Below are 19,816 nucleotides of genomic sequence, written 5' to 3'. Positions count from 1 at the left end.
GGCTCAGGGAGTGAAGAAGGCCTCGATCGCCGCGGTCAGGGCGACCAGGTCGTCCACGTGGGCGAGCTCGCGCGCCGAGTGCATCGAGAGCAGCGGCACTCCCACGTCGACCGTGGAGATGCCGAGCCGGGTCGCGGTCAGCGGGCCGATCGTGGATCCGCACGGCACCGAGTTGTTCGAGACGAACTCCTGGTACCCGACCCCGGCGCGCTCGCAGACGCCCGCCCACAGCGCCGCGCCGCGCGCATCCGTCGCGTAGCGCTGCGTCGCGTTGATCTTGAGCAGCGGCCCCTTCCCGGCGACCGGCTGGTTCGCCGGGTCGTGCTTCTCGGAGTAGTTGGGGTGCACCGAGTGGCCCGCGTCGGCCGAGAGGCACCAGGAGGCGGCGATCGCCCGGGCGCGCTCGTCGACGCCGGCGCCGAGGGCCGTGCCGATGCGCGAGAGGACGTCCTCGAGGAACGGCCCGCTCGCTCCGGACCGGCTCGCCGAGCCGAGCTCCTCGTGGTCGAAGGCGGCGAGCACGCTGATGTGCGCGGGCGGCGCCGCGGGATCGGCGCTCGCCGCGAGGAGCGCGACGAGGCCGGCGTGCACGGAGCTGAGGTCGTCCATCCGCCCGGCGGCGAGGAACATCTCGTCGAGCCCGAAGCGGCGCGGCGCCTGCGTGTCGGCGGTGAGCAGGTCGTAGCCGGCGATGTCGGAGGCGTCGTCGAGCCCGGCGTGCTCGGCGAGCAGCTGGAGCAGGTCGACCTCGGAGGCGTCGCCGATGCCGAACACGGGGACGGTGTGCTTCTGGCGGTCGAGGGTGAGGCCCTCGTTCGCCGTGCGGTCGAGGTGGATCGCGAGCTGCGGGATCCGCAGCAGCGGGCCGGTCCGGAGCAGGCGCGTCGAGGCGTCGCGGGTGACCACGCGCCCGGCCAGCTCGAGCTCGCGGTCGAGCCAGGAGTTGAGCAGCGGGCCGCCGTAGATCTCGACGCCGGCCTGCAGCCAGCCCTTCGAACCGATCGTCGGCCGGGGCTTGAGCATGAAGCCGGGGGAGTCGGTGTGGGCGCCCAGGATGCGGAAGGGCGTGGTCGCCCCGGAGCCCTCGGGCAGGTGCCAGGCGATGATCGCGCCGTCGCGGACGACGTAGTACCGGCCGGGCCCCGCGGGCCACGCCTGCGTCTCGTCCAGCCCCGTGAATCCGGCTCCCTCGAGGCGCCGTGCCGCCTCGGCGGCCGCGTGGTACGAGGAGGGGGAGGCGGTCAGGAACTCGGCGAAGTCGGCGATGTGGTCGTCACGCGTGGTCATCCCTCCAGTGAAGCACGCGGCGCGGCCTGGACGGGGAGGGTGCCGGGGGAGCCCCTGCGGCGGCCGTCACGGCCGGGCAGGGGCAGCCCGGGGCGGAGGGTCAGCGCCGGGTCAGGTCGACGTCGGCCTCCGCGGCGATCGCCTTGATCAGCGCCGAGGCGTTCTCCCCGCCGAAGCCGGCGGCCATCGCCTCGTCGATGTAGTGGCGGGCCGTCGCGACGCGAGGGACGGGTGCGCCGACGCTGTCCGCGTAGGCCTGGATCAGCCCCGCGTCCTTCTGCATCAGCGCGAGGGCGAAGGACGGCGAGTAGTCGCCGGCGACAGCCTGCTCGACCCGCTGCGGGCGTCGCACTTCCCCATTCGAGTCCGCGACGGCCGAGGACGCGGTCATCACGGACGCGGAGTTCAAGTCAGTTGCCGCGGATCTGACGAACATCCGCAGCACGATCGGGTACGTCTCGAGCAACCTCAACCAGCTCGCCCCTCGGTGGCGCCAGCGGGCGAGGGCTGATGCGCAGAAGTTGTGCGCGGGAAGAGGTGCTGAACCGCTCGTCGCCGCGTGAGGAGGGGGCGACGAGCGGTTCAGCGCTGGTCTTTCGGGTGTCGTTAGCGCACGACTCCGTCGATCTCGAAGCTGTCGAAGCTGCCGGCGAGGTACGGGTCGGGGAACTGTGACTTGCCGAGGAAGTTGCCGCTGGTGCGGCCTAGGTCCTTCGGAGCGAGCGGCATGGCGGTGTTCTGCCCGACCTGCACTCCGTTGGCGAAGATCGTTCCCGTCGTCGTGCCGTTCGTATTCGCCTTGAAGGTCACCTTGATGTCGGTCCACTGCCCAGCGGGCATCGTGAAGTTCGTCGAGATCCGTGTCTCCGCTCCATTACCGGAGGTCGTGAGGGCGAGCCCTAGCTTCCCGTCAGTCGACTTCGGCGTGAGGAACACGTACTTCTGGGTGCTGCTGCCGAAGTCGAACAGCCGGCTGAAGGTGGAGATCGAATCGACCTTCACCCTCATCGAGATGGTCAGGTCCTTCGAGCGTGACAGGATGTCCGACGGCAGCTGGGCGAAGGCCCCGTCGCTTCCGTTCAGCCGCAGCACGCTCGCCGTGCCGTCGGTGGCGGTTGCCGCCGTCCCCTTGAGCGCGAGCGCGTTGCCGTTGCCGGAGGCGTCGGGGACGGTGCCGTTCGACGATGAGTCGAAGGTGTAGGTCACCCAGTCGGCCGGGAGCGGCTGCAGGGCTTGAACGGTCACGGACACCGTGTCGGTGGTCGCAAGGACGCCGTCGCTTGCCCGGAGTGCGAACACGTAGCTGCCGGCGGTACTCACCGACGCAGACGTGCGGCGAGCAGTCGGCGACGCGAAGGTCGCGGTGGCACCGGCAGGAGCAGACTGCACGCTCCACTGCGTCGTCAGGGTTCCGTTCGGCGAGCCGAGTCCGTCGTCGGAGGCGGATCCGCTGAGCTGGATCGGATCGAGTCCGAGGGACAGCCCGGCCTGGTCGGGTCCGGCGTTGACGGTCGGCGCCGCATTCGCGCCCGGGGCGGTCGAGACCAGGTGGACGATGTACGTGCTGCCGGCGGGCGCATCGAACGGGACGCGGACCGGCGCGGGAAGCGTTCCCGCGAGAGAGGCGGGCCGGTAGACGTTGACGGTGCGCTGGCGCACGCCGTTCACGATGACCGCGTAGCTGCCCTGCGCGAGGCCGCTGACCTCCGCGATGCCGGAGTGTGCGGTGCCGGTGCGGTTGAGCATGTCCAGGCGCAGGTCGGCGCTGTTCGAGCCGACGATCGCCTGCGAGTAGGCGTCGTTCTCGAGGTCGACCGACAGCTGCTGGGTCACCAGGTTGAGGCGGCGCTGCAGGCCGTCCTTCGGGATGACGGTGGTGGAGTAGGCGTCCCGCGAGACGTCCGCTCCGTATCCGACGACTCCGAAGATCGGGTCATCGGTGACGACGTCGGCGCTGAGGGTCTGCAGGGTGCCCCACAGTCCGAGATCGCTCTCGCCGGTCATGCCCCGCCAGCCGTTGTTCAGCTTGACGTTCGCGCCTCCGCCGACCCCGAGGGTGCCGAGGTTGCCGCGCTCGGCCTGGTACGACCACGATGCGGCTCCGATGTTGGCCGGCGCGTTGCTGATCTGGCCGGAGTTGATGGTCGCGAGTCCTGCGACCTTGCCGGCGTAGTTCAGGCGCTGCAGCTCGGCGCGGCGCGCGGCGGTGATGGCCGTGGTTCCGGTCTCGAGTGCTGCGGTGTGGTTGATGTAGTCGTCCATCGTGTAGCCGGCGAGGGAGGCGCTGTACTGGAACTGCCACCAGTTCTCGCCCGTGATGGTGGTGGGGTCGGAGTACCAGTACCAGACGGGCATGCGTCCGCGGGCGGCCTCCGTCTTGGCGACGATGTCGCGCATGACGCGCAGGGCGTTCGTCTTGTCGTCGTTCACGTTGAGCTTGGCGAGGGTGTAGACCGCCTCCTCCCCCGTGTTGTCGTAGCTGTACTCGGAGCCGTAGGGGTAGGCGTTGGAGGAGAAGTTGGCGTACTTGATCGCCATCTTCGCTTCGATGTCGTTGGCCTGCGTGTCCAGTCCCTCGGCGCGCAATGCGGCGATGAGATCGGGTGTCGAGAGCTCACCCATGAGTCCGGTCTCCCAGTTGTAGGCGACGGGTCCCTCGTAGAGCTCCTTGAAGATCCCGTAGGCCGTCGTCAGGTACCACTGAGCGGGGTGGGCGTAGGCGATCGCGGAGGGGTTCTGCTTGGCGATGTTGTACATGCCGAAGAACGTGTTGTAGACGTGCGGGTAGGCGTAGCCGCGGTAGCCGGGCGTGGTGTTCAGGCTGCCGGGCTTCCCCTGCTCCCAGAAGTCGTAGACGGTGTACTTCGGCGCGGCGCTGGGCGACGTGTTCCCCATCAGGTTCTCCCAGACGGCCTTCTGGAGGTAGTCGTCGAGGGCCTTGATCTGGGTGGCGTCGGGCAGGGCGACGAGCTTCTCCGCGAGGAACTGGCCGTGCGGGAGTCCCCAGTCGTCGCCGAGCCCGTAGTAGCCGGCGTACTCGTTGCGGCGGCCCTGAGGGGCGTTCGTCGTGGTGGCGAGGCTGCCGTCGGGGGCGTTCATCATCCAGTCGTCGAAGGTGTAGTTGCGGATGTCGCTCGCGGAGAGTCCGTCGGACGGCTTCCACTGGGTCTTCTCGACCATGAACTTCGCATGCGTGTCGAGGAGTCCCGCGACACTGTCGATCACGGAGAACTGGAGGACGGACTGCCGCGCGGCGCCGGTCTGGTCCGTGTACGAGACGGTGACGTCGTTGGCGCCCAGCTGCGTGCGGTCGAAGGTCATCCCGTAGATCCGGTAGTCGCCGTTGCTCCGGGAGAACGTCACGACGGGGTTCGTGGGCGCTGACCCCTTGAGGTCGTTGCGGTTGCGCGCGGTGACTGACGTGATGGTGCCCTTGATCCGGAACGCCATCTCTGCGCGCCGGTCGATGGGCACGATGAGTCCGGGGACGACCGTGGTGTCGAGCAGCCCTCGATCGAACATCGTCTGCTTGAGTGCTGCGTCGTCATCGACCTTGCCGATGCGATAGGTGTAGCTCTTCGTCGCGCCCGGCGCGATGGCGACACTGGTGGAGCTGAGGTAGCCGCGGTTGGTCTTCTGGATCGCGGTGGAGTGCGGGTAGTAGATGTTGAGGCCCTTGATGTTCGAGCTCTCGTTCGCCGAGTTCCAGGCCCAGGAGGTGTTGCCGACTTCCTCGGTGCGCCAGCGGTCCTGGTACTCGAAGCCGGAGCCGGATGCGGTGTCGGCGGTCATGGCGATGAACGGGCCCTGGCCGCTGGGACGCTCGAGAGTGACGTAGGAGCCGTTCTTACCCACGTAGGAGTGTGTGAGGACCCGGGTCTCGTAGATCGAGTCGCCCTGCCTCCATAGCTCGTTGCCGGGAACGGGGACACCCCAGTCGCCGATGACGAGCTGCGTGGCCGCGGTGTTCTTGACGTCCTGCTTCCAGACCAGGGAGCCGTCGGAGGCGAGAGAGTACGTCTCGGTGACGGTGAAGCCCTTCACGCCTTCCGCGTTGGTGGAGTTCTGGTGGGTGACCGTCACACTGCTCGACGTCGCCGAGACGGTGCGGCCGTCGGCCGACTGGGAGGTCCACGCGGTCTTCCAGGGGTTCGCGCCGACACCGGTGGTCGACACTGCTCCCGTGCCGTTCGCGTAGGAGAACATCAGGTTCCCGAACCACTGGCGGTACTTGCTGTTCGTCTCGCGGGCCTGCTCCGGAGCGCTGTCCGGGTTCATCAGGTATTCGGTGTCGTGTAGGTCGCCGACGATCTTGAGCGACTGCATCGACCCGTCCGCGGCGAAGCTCGCGCGGATCTTGTCGGAGGCGAGCGTGTAGGGGTAGCTGGTGGCGGCGTCGGCGGTCTGGCCGACCACCACCGATCCTGCTGCGGCGATGACGCTGATCGTGAGTGCCGCGAGCAGCCGAGAGGCTCTGCGTGAGAGGAGGGACATGTCCTACCTTCTTCGTCGAAGTGCGGATACGGTGACCGGCGGCCGCCGCAGAGGAGCGAGGATCCGCCCGGCGGTGGGAGCTCGCCCGGGAATCAGGAGTGGTTCACGGGAAGCCAGATGCGCATCGACACGGGACCTCGGGATCCCCACGACCGGTACGGGGTGAGCGCCACGGTCAACGGCCGTCGGTGCGGGGTTCGAGGGATTCTGGAGAAGGGCCATTCGTGCTCGTCGCGTTCGGCGACGCTGCCGGCGAGAGTCACACGCCCCTCTCGCGCGATCGGGACCGCTCCGGCGTCCAGGGCGATGTCGTCGACGTGGGCGCCGGCGGGGAGGTCGACGGACTCGAGGCAGAGGATGTCCGGTCCGTGCTGGACGGCGACGGTGCCGCGGGTGGCATCGATCCTCTCGTCGGGCTGCACGAGGACGGGTTCGAAGGGGAGGTCGAGTTCGATCCGGTCGCCGACGCGGAAACGCCGTTCGAGGTGGAGCGTGCCGTGGAACGGTCCGGTCGGCGTCTCGGCAGCATCCCCGTCGGCGGAGACGACGACGACGTCCGCGTTCGTCGCCCAGGTCGGGATCCGCAGCGTCAGAGTCCACGGCTCGACGGGTGTGCGCGTGATGGTCACGGCGACTCGCCCCCGCTCCGGCAGGTCGCTGGAGACCTCCATCGAGACGTCTCCCTGGAGGAGAGCGGCGGAGATCGTGGCGGACGCGTACTGGTGCAGCTGCACACCCTTCGCATCGGTGGTGGCGAGGTAGCCGGACAGCGAGGCGAAGGTGCGGGCGAGGTTGTTGGGGCAGCAGGCGACGTCGAACCACGCCGCCCGCTGACTGGAGTCCGCGCGCTTGGACTGCTCCTCCGGGGAGGACGCGACGCCCGGCTCGCGCCGGTGGAGGGTGTTCGCGTAGAAGAAGGAGCGGCCGTCCTCGGACACGGCGGTGGCGATGATGTTGTGCAGAGTGCGTTCGATCAGGTCCGCGTAGCGCGGGCGGCCGGTGGCGAGCAGCAACCTCCACGAGAGCATGATCGAGCCCACGCCGGCGCAGGTCTCGCAGTACGCGCGGTCGTTGGGTAGCTCGAAGTCGGCGCCGAACGCCTCGTCCTGGTGATGCGAGCCCATTCCACCGGTGATGTAGGTCCGGCGTGCGACTGTGGCCTCCCACTGCCGCTCGACGATCGCGAGCAGCTCGGCGTCATCAGTGTCCACGGCGACGTCGACCACCGCGGACGTGAGGTAGAGGGCGCGCACCGCGTGTCCGCGGAGGACCTTGGCCTCGCGGATCGGGACGTCGTCCTGGAAGTAGGCGCGACCGAATTCGACGTCTTCCAGGCTCTGGTGACCGCGGCGGTCCAAGAACACGCGGGCTTGCTCGAGGTAGCGCTCCTCCCCCGTGGCGCGGGCGAACTCCGTGAGCGCGACCTCGATCTCCGGATGTCCGCAGACCGTCTGGCGGCCGTCCGCCCCGAACTCCGAGCAGATGTGGTCGGCGAGACGGCGCGCGGCCTGCGTGAACCCGTCCTCACCGTGGGTGCGCAGTCGCGCGACCGCGGCCTGGAGGAGGTGTCCGGCGTTGTACAGCTCATGGCCCCACTCGAGGTCGCTGTAACGCTCAGCCTGACCGTGCCGGCCGAAGCGGGTGCCGAGATAGCCGTCGCTCTCCTGCGCACTGACGATGCGGGCGGTGAGAGCGCGGATGATCGATTCGGTCTCCGGGTCCTCACGTCCGGCGGTGTGCCAGCAGAGCCCTTCGAGGGTCTTGTAGACCTCGGAGTCGGCGAACTCGCGTCCCTGACGGCCTACGGCGAGTCCGCCCTCGACGGCGAGGTCGAAGTTCCGGAGCCATCCGGCGCGCTCCAGCCAGCCGAGGTTGTGCTCGAAGGTGGCGGTCGCGTTGACGGCGACCCGACGTCCCCAGAACCCCTCCGGGTCCAGCTGGACCCGGTCGATGGCGAGGGGTGTCAGGGTCCCGGCGGCCGGGTCAACGGGCAGGGCTGGGGAGAAGGTCATGACGGGATCTTTCACGAGTGGCGCGGGACGAGAGGAAGGACGACTGCTACTTGACGCTGCCGACGGCGAGGCCCTCACGCAGCAGCCGGAACGACAGCACGTAGACGGCCAGCAGCGGCAGCGAGGAGATGACCGCGAGAGCCATCAGCCCGGGCCAGTCGATCCCGTACCCCGACGTCTGCTGCGCGATGAGAGCGCTGATCGGGTAGTTGACCGGAGAGAGGAAGAGGTTGATCGCGAAGAGGAACTCACCCCAGGCGACGAGGAAGATCAGCGAGCCGACCGTCGCCATGCCGTTTCGAACGATCGGGACGACGACGGCGAAGAAGGTGCGCAGCCGACCGGCCCCGTCGATGGAGGCGGCCTCTTCGATGGCGTCGGGCACCGCGGCGAAGAACGGTCGCAGCAGCAGCACGGCCCACGGCAGCAACATCGCCGTATCGGCGAGGACGAGACCGGCGGTGGTGTCCAGAAGACCGAGCCTGCTGAAGATCGCGAACAGAGGGATGATGCTCGCCGTCTGCGGCACCATCTGCAGGAAGATCAGCAGCCCGAGGACGAGACCGGCGACGACGCCGTCGACGCGGCGCAGCGCGTAGGCGAACGGGACGCCGAGCGCGAGCACCAGTGCAGTGGTCCCGAGGGCGATCTGCGCCGACTGGGCGAGCGCCGTCGCGAGGGCGGGGTTCGCGAGCGCCTCCGCATAGGCGTCGAAGGAGGGCGCCGAGAGGATCGCTCCGCCGACGACGTCGCCCTGGCGCTTGAGGGAGGTGAGCACGATCCAGACAAGGGGCAGCCCGTACAGGACGTAGAGCACCACGCGTACGGTGAAGGCGACCGGCTCCCGGGTGCGGGACGGTCGCGCGACGCGGGTCGCAGCGCCGCCTCGCAGGCGGGTCAGGGGGGCGGTGAGGGTGCTCATCAGGACTCGCTCCTGGTCGATCGGACGTAGACGACGGCGAGGACCGCCACGATGGCGAGGGCGATGATGCCCGTCGCGGAACCAAGTCCGTAGTCGTGCTGGACGAAGGCCTGGGAGTAGCTGAGGTAGGGCAGCGTGGACGTCGCGTCTCCGGGGCCGCCGGCGGTCATCACGTAGATGAAGTCGAAGCTGCGGAAGGCGTAGACGACGGTCAGGATCGCCAGGATGACGGCGGTCGGCCGCGCCGCGGGGATGAGGATGCTCCGGATCTCCTGCCAGCGGCTCGCGCCGTCGACCGAGGCCGCCTCGAGGATCTCGGGGTCGATGCCCAGCAGAGCCGACCGGAAGACCAGCGCATTGAAGGGGATGACGGCCCAGGCGTTCACAATCGCGACCGAAAGCAGCGCGAACCTCGCGTCGTAGAGGAAGGGGACGCCCTCCGCCGAGAGGCCGGTCGCCCGCACGAGCGTGTTGACCAGACCCTGATCGGCGAGGAGGAACTTCCAGATGCTGCCGTTCACCACGGGCGGCATGGCCCAGATGAACACCATCATCCCGAGGAGGAAGGCACTGCCCAGTCGGGAGGACCGGAGGGCGATCGCCGCTCCGAGTCCTCCGACGACCCCGACGACCGTGACCAGGACCACGAAGGCCCCGGTGCGCAGCGTGGCGCCGCCGAGGTCGGAGCCCTCGAGCAGCGCGAGGAAGTTCTGGACGCCGACGAACGGCCAGTCCCCGTTGAGGGTTCCGGAGCTGACCTCGCTGACGCTCATCCTCATCAGCAGGTAGATGGGGTAGAGCGACAGCGCCGCGAGCAGCACTCCTCCCGGTGCGGCGAAGCCCAGTCGGCCGCCGCCGACGCCGGATCGTCTCCGGGTCGTGGTCGAGGTGCTGCTCACGGTCGCTCCATTCTCTCGTCGGGGTCTGCTACTGCTGGAGCAGCGGCGTCAGGGTCGTCATCAGGTCGCTCGAGAGCTGCTCGGGGGTCCCGCTGCCGGCGACCGCCGCGCTCCAGGACTCACCGACGGTCTGCAGCACCTTCGCGACGTTCTCGGACGGGATCGCCGGGTCAGGCGAGGTGTGGCCGTCGTCCTGGAGGATCGCCGCGAACTGGGAAAGGATCGGGTCGCTGCCGACCTTGTCGTCGGCAGCTGCATCGGCACGGGCGGGGATCGAGCCGAAGGCGTCGAGCAGCGTCAGCTGCCCCTGCTTCGAGAAGAACTCCTGCTCGAGGTACTCCTGCGCGAGCGCCTTGTTCTCGGAGAAGGCGCCCACGTTCTGCACCTCACCGCCGAGGTAGACCGAGCCGCCCTCACCGACGGGGATCGGCACGACCCCGTACTCGAACGCGGCGTCCTTCTCGGCCGAGGTGATCTGCCAGTTGCCGTTGACGGCGAAGGCCGTGTTCCCCGCGGCGAACTGCTGGAAAGGGACCGTCTGGTCCCACGTCGCCGCCTCCTTGGTCAGGTAGCCCTTCGCGGTCCAGTCCTGCACCATCGCGAACGCGTCCTGCAGAGGCTGCTGCTCGGGTGCGGCGTAGTCCCACCCGGCACGCGAGAGCCACGGGAACGCCTGCCACTCGCCCTCGGAGTTCGCCTTGCCGGTCAGCGTGATGCCGTCCTTGCCGGCGGCCGTGGCCGAGGCGAGATCCGCCTCGAGCTCCTCGAACGTGGTGGGAGCCTCGACACCCAGCTCGGTGAGGATGTCCTGGTTGTACCAGAGGCCGATCAGGTTCACGAAGCCCTGCACGCCCATGACGTCGTCGCCGACCTTCTGCACGACGGCGTCGGGGAACTGCCCGGCGTCGGCGTACTGGTCCCACCACTCGTTCATCGGCTCGATGGCCTTCGCCTCGGTGAGGGTGAAGGTATCGGCGGCGTTGTAGACGACCACATCGGGGCCGGTGCCCGTTCCCGCGGCCTGCACGAGCTTGTTCGTCAGCTGGTCGAACGGAACGTAGACGTTCTCGACCGCGACCCCCTCGTGCGTCGTTTCGAAGTCCGACGCGAGCTCCTCGAGTCCGGCGGTCTGGCCGTCGACGGAGTAGTAGTGCCAGACGGTCAAGGTGTCGCCGCCGTTCCCGGCCGAGGCGCCTCCCGCGGACGACGGCGTGCAGCCGCTGAGAAGAAGGGCCGCAGTCGCGGCTGTGACCGCTGCGACGATGCTGATCCGGGTGCTGTGACGCCTCACGACGTGCCTCGCTTTCACTGTCTTCATTGACTCGGCCACCTGGTGCAGGCATTTCATCGATGAAATCGAGGACCGCTGTCGGCGATAGTAGAGCCGCCGGGCCGACCCCGTCAACATTCGACACCATCCCTTTCGGATCGCGGTGTGCTGGTCGAGGCGTGCATACTGTGCGCACCAGTTCATCGATGAAACGGAATGGCCATGACCTCGCACCCCGTCCACCGAGCGCACGGCATCGTGCACCCCGCCTTCACGGTCGGGACGATCGATCCGCGGCTCTTCGGATCGTTCGTGGAGCACCTGGGCCGAGGCGTGTACGGCGGCCTGCTCGATCCTTCGCACGAGAGTGCCGACGCCGACGGATTCCGCACCGACGTCCTCGCGCTCGTCGAGGAGCTCGGGGTCACGACCGTCCGCTACCCGGGCGGTAACTTCGTCTCGGCGTACGACTGGCGCGACGGCATCGGTCCGGTCGAGGACCGTCCCGTCCGGCTCGATCCTGCCTGGCACACCGTCGAGCCGAACCGCTTCGGGGTCGACGAGTTCGTCCGCTGGTGCCGGGCGGCACGCGTCGAGCCGATGATGGCGCTGAACCTCGGGACCGACGGAATCCGCTCGGCCCTGCACCTGCTGGAGTACGCGAACCACCCCGGCGGCACCACTCTCTCGGACGAGCGGCGCGCGAACGGCGCCGACGAGGCGCACGGCATCCGTCTCTGGTGCATCGGCAACGAGATGGACGGGCCGTGGCAGATCGGCCACCTGAGCGCCGACGAGTACGGGCGTCTCGCCGCCCGCACCGCCGCCGCCATGCGCGCACTCGACCCCTGCCTCGAACTGATCGTCTGCGGCAGCTCGAACGACCGGATGGCCACCTTCGGAGCCTGGGAGCAGGAGGTACTGCTGCACACGATCGAGCACGTCGACTTCGTGTCCTGCCACCAGTACTTCCGCTACGACGGCGACCTGGCCGCGTTCCTCGCCTCCGGCGTCGCGATGGATCGCTTCATCACCGCCATCGCCGACACGATCGGACAGGTGCGCGCACAGACGCGATCAGAGCGTCCGATCGCCATCTCCTTCGACGAGTGGAACGTGTGGGACTTCGTCGCCCACGACGAGCGCGTCGCCGGAGGGCTCGAATGGGAGGAGGCGCCCCGACTCCTCGAGGACCGCTACACGGCAGCGGACGCCGTCGTCGTGGGCGACATGCTCATCAGCATGATCAACAGAGCCGACATCGTCCGTGCAGCGAGCATGGCTCAGCTGGTGAACGTCATCGGTCCGATCATGACCGAGCCGGACGGCCCCGCCTGGCGGCAGAGCACCTTCTGGCCGTTCGCCCAGGCACGGCGTTCCGCCGGCGCGACCGCGCTCCGGACCGTCGTCGAGGCGGACAGCACGGGAGAGGGCGAGGACTCCGCTCCCGTCCTCGCCTTCGCCGCAGCGGCACACGCCGACGGCTCCCTCGACCTGATGATCGTCAACCGCGCGACCGACGGCGTCACGGAGACCACGGTCGACCTCACCGCGTTCCCCGCCCTCACCGTGACGGAGGCGCTGATCCTCCGACACGAGGACCCGTTCGCGACGAACTCGGCGGAGCTCCCCGACACCGTCACTCCGCGACTCCTCGCCGTTGCGCTGTCCGACGGCGTCCTCTCGTTCCGGATCCCCGCCATCGCCTGGGTGACCGTGCGCCTCTCGCCGACCGTCGACCTGGGATGATCGGGGAACGCTCATGGGAGGAATAATGCCGATGCCGCGATCGCGAACCCGCCCGGTGACCATGGCCGATGTCGGCGCTGCTGCAGGCGTCACCGCTCGCACGGTCTCCAACGTGCTCAGCGGCAACGCCAACGTCAGACCCGAGACCCGCGATCTCGTCCTCAAGGCAGTCCGCGATCTCGGATACCAACTCAACGTCTCCGCGCGCGGACTGCGCACCGGCCAGACCGGGCTCATCACCCTCGCGATCCCGGATCTCGCGATCGAGTACTTCGGCCAGCTCGCGACGGTCATCATGTCGGAGGCCGAGCGGCACGGCTGGACCGTGATCATCCAGCAGACCGGAGCGCGCCGAGACGCCGAGATCGCCGTCCTCTCCGGCTCCAGCCGCCAGCTGTCGGACGGACTGATCTTCCAGCCTCACGCACTCGGCCCCGGAGACGAGAAAGTACTCGTCGGGGACCGCCCACTCGTTCTCCTGGGCGACAGGATCTTCGACGGCCCGGTCGATCACGTGACCATGGCGAACACAGCCGCCGCGGCCACCGCCACGCAGTACCTGATCGACCGCCAACACCGGCGCATCGCCGCGATCGGCAGCAACCCCGCCGGCGGATCCGTCAGCGCCGCAGCACTCCGCTTGGACGGATACCGCGGTGCCCTCGAGGCGAACGCGATCCCGTTCGACCCCGCCCTCGTCGCGGTCGCCACCGAGTGGCACCACGCCGACGGCGCCGTCGCGATGACGCAGCTGCTCGACTCCCGCGTCCCTCTGGACGCCGTCTTCTGCTTCAACGACACCCTGGCCTTCGGGGCACTGCACGCACTGCACGTTCGCGGCATCCGCGTACCGGAGGACATCGCGGTCGTCGGCTTCGACAACGTCACCGCCGCCGCCTACGCGATACCCGCCCTCACCACGATCGATCCCGGCAGCCGCCAGATCGCCAAGACGGCCGTCGACCTCCTCGCTCAGCGCATCCGGAACGGCCCTCCGGCGCACCCGAGCGAGATCGTCGTCGAGCACTCGCTCATCTCCCGCCGCAGCGCGTAGCACAAGCACATTCGTCAGCGACGAGCCGGTCCGCGCCCGAGAACACGTCTCCGAGCGCACACCGCTCGGCGTGCCCCGTCCACTGACCGACGCCCCACCGGCGCAGCGACCCGGCGCGAGGACTGGCCGGTGACGTCGCGAACGGATCCGTATGGAGAGCAGCACCTTCGCATGCATGTCGAGGTGGCTGGTCCGGTAGCCGTGAGCCTCCGATACGTCGCGCAGGCCGCGCCCGCTCACCCCGCGCCGGAACCGGCCCGGAAGTGAGCAGATTGCCAAGATCGATGCCCTTCGGGGAGGGGCTGGAACCGCTTCTACTAGATCTGAATATCGGTGTCGAACATTCCGACGGGCGGGGTCCTGCAAGGCAACGGTTCGCCCGGCAGGTTCTCGTCTGTCGCTCCCGTGAACGGTCCGTCTGTGGATAGCAGGGCGGCCATGTGTGGTTCGGCGTGGTTGATCCACCAGGCGCTGATCCCGAGTCCTGCGTCGAGGCGGGATGCTTCCCAGCTGCGCCAGAGCGCTTCGATGCGTTGCGCGGCCTCATCGACGGTCCACCAGTCGGCGCGCCAGCGTCCGGTTCCCTGACCTTTGGCGGAGACGCGGCGGCGGTACGTGTAGCGCCAGTACTTCCGCAGCCACTCGTCCGCGGATCCGTAGACGAGGGTCGGGGCGGAGTCCTCTTCGAACGAGCGCTGCACGGCCGCTTCGGCGCGGGCCTGCATCAGCTCGACCCGCTCGGGCGTCAGTGCTCGTTCCAAGGCTTCCTTCGTCATCCCGGCGATGATCCCGGTGATGACGTCCGAGACTTCTCGCGCGGCGATCGCGTCGACGTCGAACGCGCCGAGCATCGATGCGGCCGCGGTGTCGCCCTCTCCGTCGACTGCGGCTGAGAGGCCCGCAGCCTCTTGCACGTCTCCGCCCGCGAGGGGATCGTCGTCAGTCACGCTGCGCCTCCGTCCGCTTGGCGTCCTCGTTCTCCATCAGAGCCCGCATGGAGGCGGCGAGGTCGATCGCCGGAGCCGGTTCGACGCTCGCCACGACCGGCTCGGCGCTGGTCACGACCGGCTGCGCGGCCGTCGCTACGACAGGAGCCGGCTCGGCGCCGCGTACCGGCGCGGTCGCGGGGTCGTGGGCGGCGATGGAGGCTTTGATCGCTGCGACCTTCTCCTTCGTGCCCTCGTACCAGGGAACGGTGCGCAGCAGCGCGGCCCTCGATCCGGTGGAGAGCATTACGGCGCGGCCGCGGGGCATCGCTCCGAGCTCGTCCACGGTCAGGATCCGTTCGCGCTTCAAGGCGGTCGAGGTCGAGCGGACGCCCTTGTTGTAGCTGGCGGAGGTCGTTTCACGGTCGTAGTCACCGACGAGCTCGGAGACGTTCTGCAGGAAGTCGTACTCCTTGACGCTGCCGAGGTGGAGGAACGCGTTCGACGCGCTCCACAGCTTCAACATGCCCTCCTTTCCCCGTGCCGCTCATCCAGGCGTCGATCCTCCCGCCCGACGGCAGGCGCGCCTAGCCGCGAAGCCCGCGCCTCTGCGGGACGGAGGCGCAGTCGTCCCCGCGGCGGGACGGCGCTCGTCACTCCTGTGGTGGAAGCGCGGCCGTCACTCCTGCTCGGCCGTCACTCCTGCGTGCCCGTCACTCCTGCGCGGCCGCCGCGAGGGCGCGGTCGAGCCAGTCCGCGAGCAGCAGGCGCTCCGCGGGCGTGAGGCCGGCGAGCTCCGGTGCGAGGGCCCGGGCGCCGACGAGGGCGGTGAGCCGCCCGCCGTCGCCGGGGGAGGGCGGGTCGGTGAGGATCCCCGCGAGCACGCTGTCGAGCGCGGCGTCGGCGAGACCGGGGTCGCGGTCGGCGGCGGGGGTGGAGAGCAGGGTGGTGACCACGCCGGTGCCCGCCGCCTGGATGAGGCCGACGGCGCGCTCCTCCGGCACTCGGAGGCGGCCCTCGGCGGCCACGCGCTGCACGCGGGCGGCGAGGACCCGCCGCCCGGAGAGGGCGGCCGGCGATCCGGAGGCGCGGCCCGGATCGCTGAGGAGGCGGAAGAGCGCGGGGTTGGCCAGGCCGAACTCCACCTGCGCGGCCCAGCCCGCGCGCAGGTCCTCGACCGGGTCGACGCCCCCGGCGACGGCCGCCTCGACCGTCCGCGCCTTGGAGTCGACCCAGGTGGCCAGCACGTGCTCCGCGACCGCCTCGAGCAGGCCGTCCTTGTCGCCGAAGAGGCGGTAGATCGCCGGGGCCTGCAGCCCGGCCGCCTGGGCGACCGCTCGCGTGGTGACGGCGGCGGGGCCCTCGTCGCGGAGGAGGCCGGCGGCCGCCTCGACGATGCGCAGGCGCGTGTCGGTCGGAGGAGTGGGGCTGATCACGTATCGACGGTAGCGCATTGTTGCTATCAAGGGAATTCCGTGGTTATCTTCGTCGTGGTATCGCTGATACCCCTTCATTGGAAGGCTCTCCCCATGATCATCGTGACCGGTGCCACCGGCGCTCTGAACGGCGCCACCGTCGACCACCTCCTCGACACCGTCCCCGCCTCCGGGATCGCCGTCGCCGCCCGCGACGCCTCGAAGGCCGCCCGCTTCGCGGACCGCGGAGTGGAGGTGCGCGTCGGCGACTACGCCGACCCCGCCTCCCTCCCGGGCGCCTTCGACGGAGCGGATCAGCTGCTCCTCGTCTCCTCGAGCGATCCGCGGGCCGACGCCGTCGCCCTGCACCGCACCGCCGTCGAGGCGGCCGTCGCGGCCGGAGTCGGACGGGTCCTCTACACGAGCCACCAGGGCGCCGCCGCCGACACCCCCTTCGGCCCGGGCCGGGACCACGCGGCGACCGAGCGCCTGCTCGCCGAGTCCGGACTCGCCTGGACGTCGCTCCGCAACGGCTTCTACGCGCACAGCCTGGGTCTGTTCCTCGGACCGTGGCGGGAGACCGGAGTGATCGAGGTCCCCTCCGACGGCCGCGTCTCGTGGACGGCCCGCGAGGACGAGTCGGAGGCGGCCGCCCGGCTCCTCCTCTCGGGGAGCCCGCACGACGGGCCGGTCACGCTGACCGCGACGGAGGCTCCGACGTTCGAGGAGATCGCCGGGATCGCGGCCGAGGTCGGCGGGCGACCCGTCGAGCTGCGCGTCCTCGGCGACGACGAGTGGGTCGCCGCGCGCGTCGCGGCGGGTCAGCCCGAGTTCCTCGTGCGCTTCACCCTCGGGATGCACCAGGCGGCCGAGCGCGGCTTCTTCGCGGGCACCGGCCCCGAGCTCGGGCGCCTCCTCGGACGCGAGCCGCGCAGCGTCCGCGACCTGCTCGAAGCCGGACCGGCAGCCGTCACCGGATGACGCCGGGCGGGCCGTCCCGGGTCCGCCCGCGCGCCGCGGCACCGCGCCGTCCGCCGAGGCGCCGCCGAGGGAGCGGCGTCTCGGCGTCAGGGCGGTTTCCCGGCTCCCCCCGCACGACGACGGGAGCCCGCCGCACCGGTGAGGTGCGACGGGCTCCCGGGGAGTGCCGTGCGTCAGCCGCAGCTGCGCGCGCTGTACGGCGCGGTGGCCGTGGCCGTGACGGTCTTGCCGCCGACCGTGGCCGTGCCGGTGACCGTCGCCTCGCCCGCGGCGAGCTGCGTCGAGCGCACCGTGAACGCGGCGGAGCCGGAGGCGCCGGGCTTCACGCCGGCGATCGTCTTCACGCCCTCGGGGGTGCTGATCGAGACGTCCATGGGCACCGTGTCGCCGTTCCTGCCGACGACCGTCAGCACGACCTTGCCGGCGACGCAGCGCGACGTGGCGGTCGCGCTCACCTTCAGCGAGGACTGCACCGTGACCGTGACCTGCACCGGCATGCGCGACGCGTCCTGCGCGACACCCGAGACCGTGAAGGTCCCGGCCGTGGCGTAGGCGGCGGGCGCGACGGCGTCCCAGGCCACGTCGACCGTGCTGGTGGTGCCGGCGGCGGTCGTGATCGTGGCGCGGGGCAGGACCGGCGCGGTGCCGGCCGTGGTCGTCGCGGTCAGCGGAGCGACCGAGGCGACGGCCAGGCCGGGGGCGTAGCCCTCGAGCATCTTCTGGTACTCGGAGCGCGTCACCGGGATGACCGTGCCGTGGCGCGGCTTGCCGCCGTCGGCGTTCTGCGGCAGGCCCGTGCGGAGCTTCGCTCCGAGCGGCTGCCAGGAGTCGCCGTTCGCGAGGTCGTCGGTGCCGAACGGGATGTAGTGGTTCGGCCCGTCGTGGTAGTTCGGCTGGTCGATGAAGAGGAACCAGTCGAGGCCGTTCACGTCGCCCTCGTTGGCGGGGAAGACGTTGGGGCCCTCACCGCTGGTGAAGGTCTTCCCGGGCTCGCCGTTGGGCAGGCCCGAGGCCACCTTCTCCTTGACCAGCGACCACTCGTCCGCCGGTCCGCCGGTGCCGGGCAGCGAGCCCGAGACGGTGGCCAGCAGGTCGGTGCTCTTCTCCTCGCGGAGGGTCATCGACGCCTCGTCCTTGGTGAAGCGGTAGTAGGTGTCGCCGTCCTTCGCGACCGTCGAGTCGATGGTGCCCTTGCCGGCGCCGCGCTTGACGTCGATCCACGGCTTCGCCTCCGAGAAGGAGGTGAAGTCCTCGGTCGTCGCGTACATCATCTGGTTGTAGGTGACGGAGGCGCGATCGGCCGTGTTCGTGGTCGGGTACATGTTCGAGGCCCAGAACACGACGTAGGTCTGGAGCTCGTCGTCCCAGTACGCCTCGGGGGCCCAGGTGTTGCCGGCGAAGTCGGTGGAGACCTTGACGTGGCGCTGGGCGGACCAGTTCACCAGGTCGGTCGACTCCCAGACCTCGATGTACTTCGAGCCCGACTTCTGCGCGGTGTCGAAGCCGCCGGGGAGGCCGTCGATCTTCAGGTCGGTGGCGAGCATGAAGAACTTGTCGCCCTCGTGCGAGCGGATGATGAACGGGTCGCGCAGGCCCATCGTCCCCAGGTTCGAGGTGAAGACCGGCTTGCCGCCGTTCAGCGTGTTCCAGCTCAGCGCGTCGTTGCCCTTCGAGGCGGCGAGGCTGATGCGCTCGGCGCCGTCGCCCTCTCCGGTGAAGAACGCCCAGACGTACGCCTCGGTGTCGTCGGTGCCGGCGGGGAGCGGCTGCACCCGGAGGGTGAAGTCGCGGGTCCGGGTGGTGGATCCGCTGGTCGCGGTCGCGCGGACGACCACGTCGATCGCGGGGCTCCCGGTCGCGGGGCGGTCGACGTCGATGGTGCGGGTGCCGGCGGTGCTGCCGTCGCGGACGGTCGCTCCGCTCGGGCTGACGACGCTCCAGGCGATGCTCGAGCCGAGCGTGCCGGTGGTAGGCACCGAGACGTTCGTCCGGATGTCGCCGACGTTCGGGACGGCGATCGCGGCGAGGTCGCGCTGGACCTTCGTCGCGTCGTCCAGCTGCGCGGCGACGCGCACCGTGTAGTCGACCGAGCGGGTCTCGGTGCCGACCCTGTAGGTGGCGGTGAGGGTGGCGGTGGCGTCCGGCTGTCCCGCGGCGGGGCGCGTGACGATCGCGGTGCCGCCGGTGATGGCCACGGCCGCGCTGTTCGACGTCCAGGTGATGCCGACGCCGCTGGCGGTGGTGGGCACAGTGAAGCCGGCGGTCGCCTCCGTGGGCACCGTGACCGACGCGACGGCGCGGTCGAGGGCCTGCGAGGAGTAGAGCGCCTGCACGGAGCTGCTGCTGAGGGCGCTGTCGTAGACGGCGAAGTCGTCCATCTCGCCGTTCCAGCCCGGGTCGTTGTAGGTCGAGCGCGCGATGTACGCGACGAGCGACGGGCCGAACGAGGAGACGTCGCGGGCGATCGTGCTCTGCGAGATCTGCGCGCCGTTGACGTACACGGTGAGCTTGCCGGTCGAGCCGTCGATGACGGTCGTGTAGAGCGAGAGGCCCGAGGGGGTGCGCGCGCCGACGGTCGGGGCGCCGGTCGCTCCGGCGCCGATCTCGGTGTTGTAGGGAGCGCCCGCGTTGACCGAGTTGGTGACGACCGACTTGGTGTAGCCGGAGAGGTTGCTCGGGTTGAGCAGCCAGTAGCCGGAGGAGAACGAGGCGCCGGAGGCGACGGGCGCTCCGACGAACGCGGCGGCGACGTTGCCGGTGCCGCCCTTGTGGGCGAGCCAGGTGGAGAAGGTCAGGTCCTTCTTGCC

Annotated in this window: 14 protein-coding genes; 3 read left to right on the top strand and 11 right to left on the bottom strand. The window is 69.9% G+C overall.

The window, feature by feature from the left end; translation table 11 throughout:
• Positions 1-3: 3 nt before the first annotated feature.
• From C5D04_RS07295 to C5D04_RS07265, 7 genes are all read right to left on the bottom strand, one after another.
• Positions 4-1,287 carry a M18 family aminopeptidase gene (locus tag C5D04_RS07295; RefSeq protein ID WP_104347488.1) on the bottom strand — a complete coding sequence of 428 codons (1,284 nt, stop codon included), beginning with the start codon at positions 1,285-1,287 and terminating at the stop codon, positions 4-6.
• Between the two features lie 100 nt (positions 1,288-1,387).
• On the bottom strand, positions 1,388-1,639 hold the full coding sequence (locus C5D04_RS07290) for an NAD-binding protein (protein ID WP_374954377.1): 252 nt from the start codon (positions 1,637-1,639) through the stop codon (positions 1,388-1,390).
• Positions 1,640-1,893: 254 nt separating this feature from the next.
• Positions 1,894-5,781, bottom strand: a complete 3,888-nt coding sequence (locus C5D04_RS07285; RefSeq protein ID WP_104347486.1) for a DUF5695 domain-containing protein — start codon at positions 5,779-5,781, stop codon at positions 1,894-1,896.
• Between the two features lie 92 nt (positions 5,782-5,873).
• Entirely contained in the window at positions 5,874-7,793 is a 1,920-nt protein-coding gene (locus tag C5D04_RS07280; RefSeq protein ID WP_104347485.1) for a glycoside hydrolase family 127 protein, read from the bottom strand.
• Positions 7,794-7,839: 46 nt separating this feature from the next.
• Positions 7,840-8,715, bottom strand: a complete 876-nt coding sequence (locus C5D04_RS07275; protein ID WP_104224039.1) for a carbohydrate ABC transporter permease — start codon at positions 8,713-8,715, stop codon at positions 7,840-7,842.
• Positions 8,715-9,614 (bottom strand): carbohydrate ABC transporter permease, encoded by a 900-nt coding sequence (locus C5D04_RS07270; RefSeq protein WP_104269559.1) that lies wholly within the window; start codon positions 9,612-9,614, stop codon positions 8,715-8,717. Before C5D04_RS07270 ends, C5D04_RS07275 begins: the two co-directional genes overlap by 1 nt.
• A gap of 28 nt (positions 9,615-9,642) precedes the next feature.
• Positions 9,643-10,905, bottom strand: coding sequence for an extracellular solute-binding protein (locus tag C5D04_RS07265; protein ID WP_181137681.1), 1,263 nt, complete (start codon positions 10,903-10,905; stop codon positions 9,643-9,645).
• Between the two features lie 201 nt (positions 10,906-11,106).
• On the opposite strand from C5D04_RS07265, the gene C5D04_RS07260 reads away from it, so the two are divergent.
• Both C5D04_RS07260 and C5D04_RS07255 read left to right on the top strand, forming a co-directional pair.
• Entirely contained in the window at positions 11,107-12,633 is a 1,527-nt protein-coding gene (locus C5D04_RS07260) for an alpha-N-arabinofuranosidase (RefSeq protein ID WP_104291970.1), read from the top strand.
• 31 nt (positions 12,634-12,664) lie between these two features.
• The gene (locus tag C5D04_RS07255) at positions 12,665-13,687 is read left to right on the top strand and encodes a LacI family DNA-binding transcriptional regulator (protein ID WP_104224058.1); all 1,023 of its coding nucleotides are present in this window, start codon (positions 12,665-12,667) and stop codon (positions 13,685-13,687) included.
• A 317-nt stretch (positions 13,688-14,004) separates the two neighbouring features.
• Here the strand turns inward: C5D04_RS07255 and C5D04_RS07250 are convergent, their stop codons facing one another.
• From C5D04_RS07250 to C5D04_RS07240, 3 genes are all read right to left on the bottom strand, one after another.
• The gene (locus C5D04_RS07250; RefSeq protein WP_104347483.1) at positions 14,005-14,634 is read right to left on the bottom strand and encodes a DUF4913 domain-containing protein; all 630 of its coding nucleotides are present in this window, start codon (positions 14,632-14,634) and stop codon (positions 14,005-14,007) included.
• On the bottom strand, positions 14,627-15,139 hold the full coding sequence (locus tag C5D04_RS07245; protein WP_104347482.1) for a TraM recognition domain-containing protein: 513 nt from the start codon (positions 15,137-15,139) through the stop codon (positions 14,627-14,629). The genes C5D04_RS07250 and C5D04_RS07245 overlap by 8 nt, the downstream gene beginning before the upstream one ends.
• Positions 15,140-15,326: 187 nt before the next feature.
• Positions 15,327-16,049, bottom strand: a complete 723-nt coding sequence (locus C5D04_RS07240) for a TetR/AcrR family transcriptional regulator (RefSeq protein WP_219815012.1) — start codon at positions 16,047-16,049, stop codon at positions 15,327-15,329.
• A gap of 93 nt (positions 16,050-16,142) precedes the next feature.
• On the opposite strand from C5D04_RS07240, the gene C5D04_RS07235 reads away from it, so the two are divergent.
• Positions 16,143-17,009 (top strand): NAD(P)H-binding protein, encoded by an 867-nt coding sequence (locus tag C5D04_RS07235; RefSeq protein WP_104347480.1) that lies wholly within the window; start codon positions 16,143-16,145, stop codon positions 17,007-17,009.
• A gap of 173 nt (positions 17,010-17,182) precedes the next feature.
• On the opposite strand, the gene C5D04_RS07230 is transcribed toward C5D04_RS07235, so the two are convergent.
• Positions 17,183-19,816, bottom strand: a 2,634-nt coding sequence (locus C5D04_RS07230; RefSeq protein WP_104347479.1) for an immunoglobulin-like domain-containing protein, incomplete at its 5' end; no start/stop codon positions are given.

The organism is Rathayibacter sp. AY1D2 (assembly GCF_002932695.1).
Lineage (GTDB): Bacteria > Actinomycetota > Actinomycetes > Actinomycetales > Microbacteriaceae > Rathayibacter.
The sequence above is the reverse complement of the archived record's forward strand: the minus strand, read 5'-3'. Positions and strand labels throughout refer to the sequence as shown.

Excerpts from the sequence above, each read along its gene's own strand:
- C5D04_RS07295 (WP_104347488.1), bottom strand. The coding sequence starts at position 1,287 with ATGACCACGCGTGACGACCACATCGCCGACTTCGCCGAGTTCCTGACC.
- C5D04_RS07235 (WP_104347480.1), top strand. The coding sequence starts at position 16,143 with ATGATCATCGTGACCGGTGCCACCGGCGCTCTGAACGGCGCCACCGTC.
- C5D04_RS07245 (WP_104347482.1), bottom strand. The coding sequence starts at position 15,139 with ATGTTGAAGCTGTGGAGCGCGTCGAACGCGTTCCTCCACCTCGGCAGC.
- C5D04_RS07255 (WP_104224058.1), top strand. The coding sequence starts at position 12,665 with ATGCCGCGATCGCGAACCCGCCCGGTGACCATGGCCGATGTCGGCGCT.
- C5D04_RS07260 (WP_104291970.1), top strand. The coding sequence starts at position 11,107 with ATGACCTCGCACCCCGTCCACCGAGCGCACGGCATCGTGCACCCCGCC.
- C5D04_RS07285 (WP_104347486.1), bottom strand. The coding sequence starts at position 5,781 with ATGTCCCTCCTCTCACGCAGAGCCTCTCGGCTGCTCGCGGCACTCACG.
- C5D04_RS07275 (WP_104224039.1), bottom strand. The coding sequence starts at position 8,715 with ATGAGCACCCTCACCGCCCCCCTGACCCGCCTGCGAGGCGGCGCTGCG.
- C5D04_RS07280 (WP_104347485.1), bottom strand. The coding sequence starts at position 7,793 with ATGACCTTCTCCCCAGCCCTGCCCGTTGACCCGGCCGCCGGGACCCTG.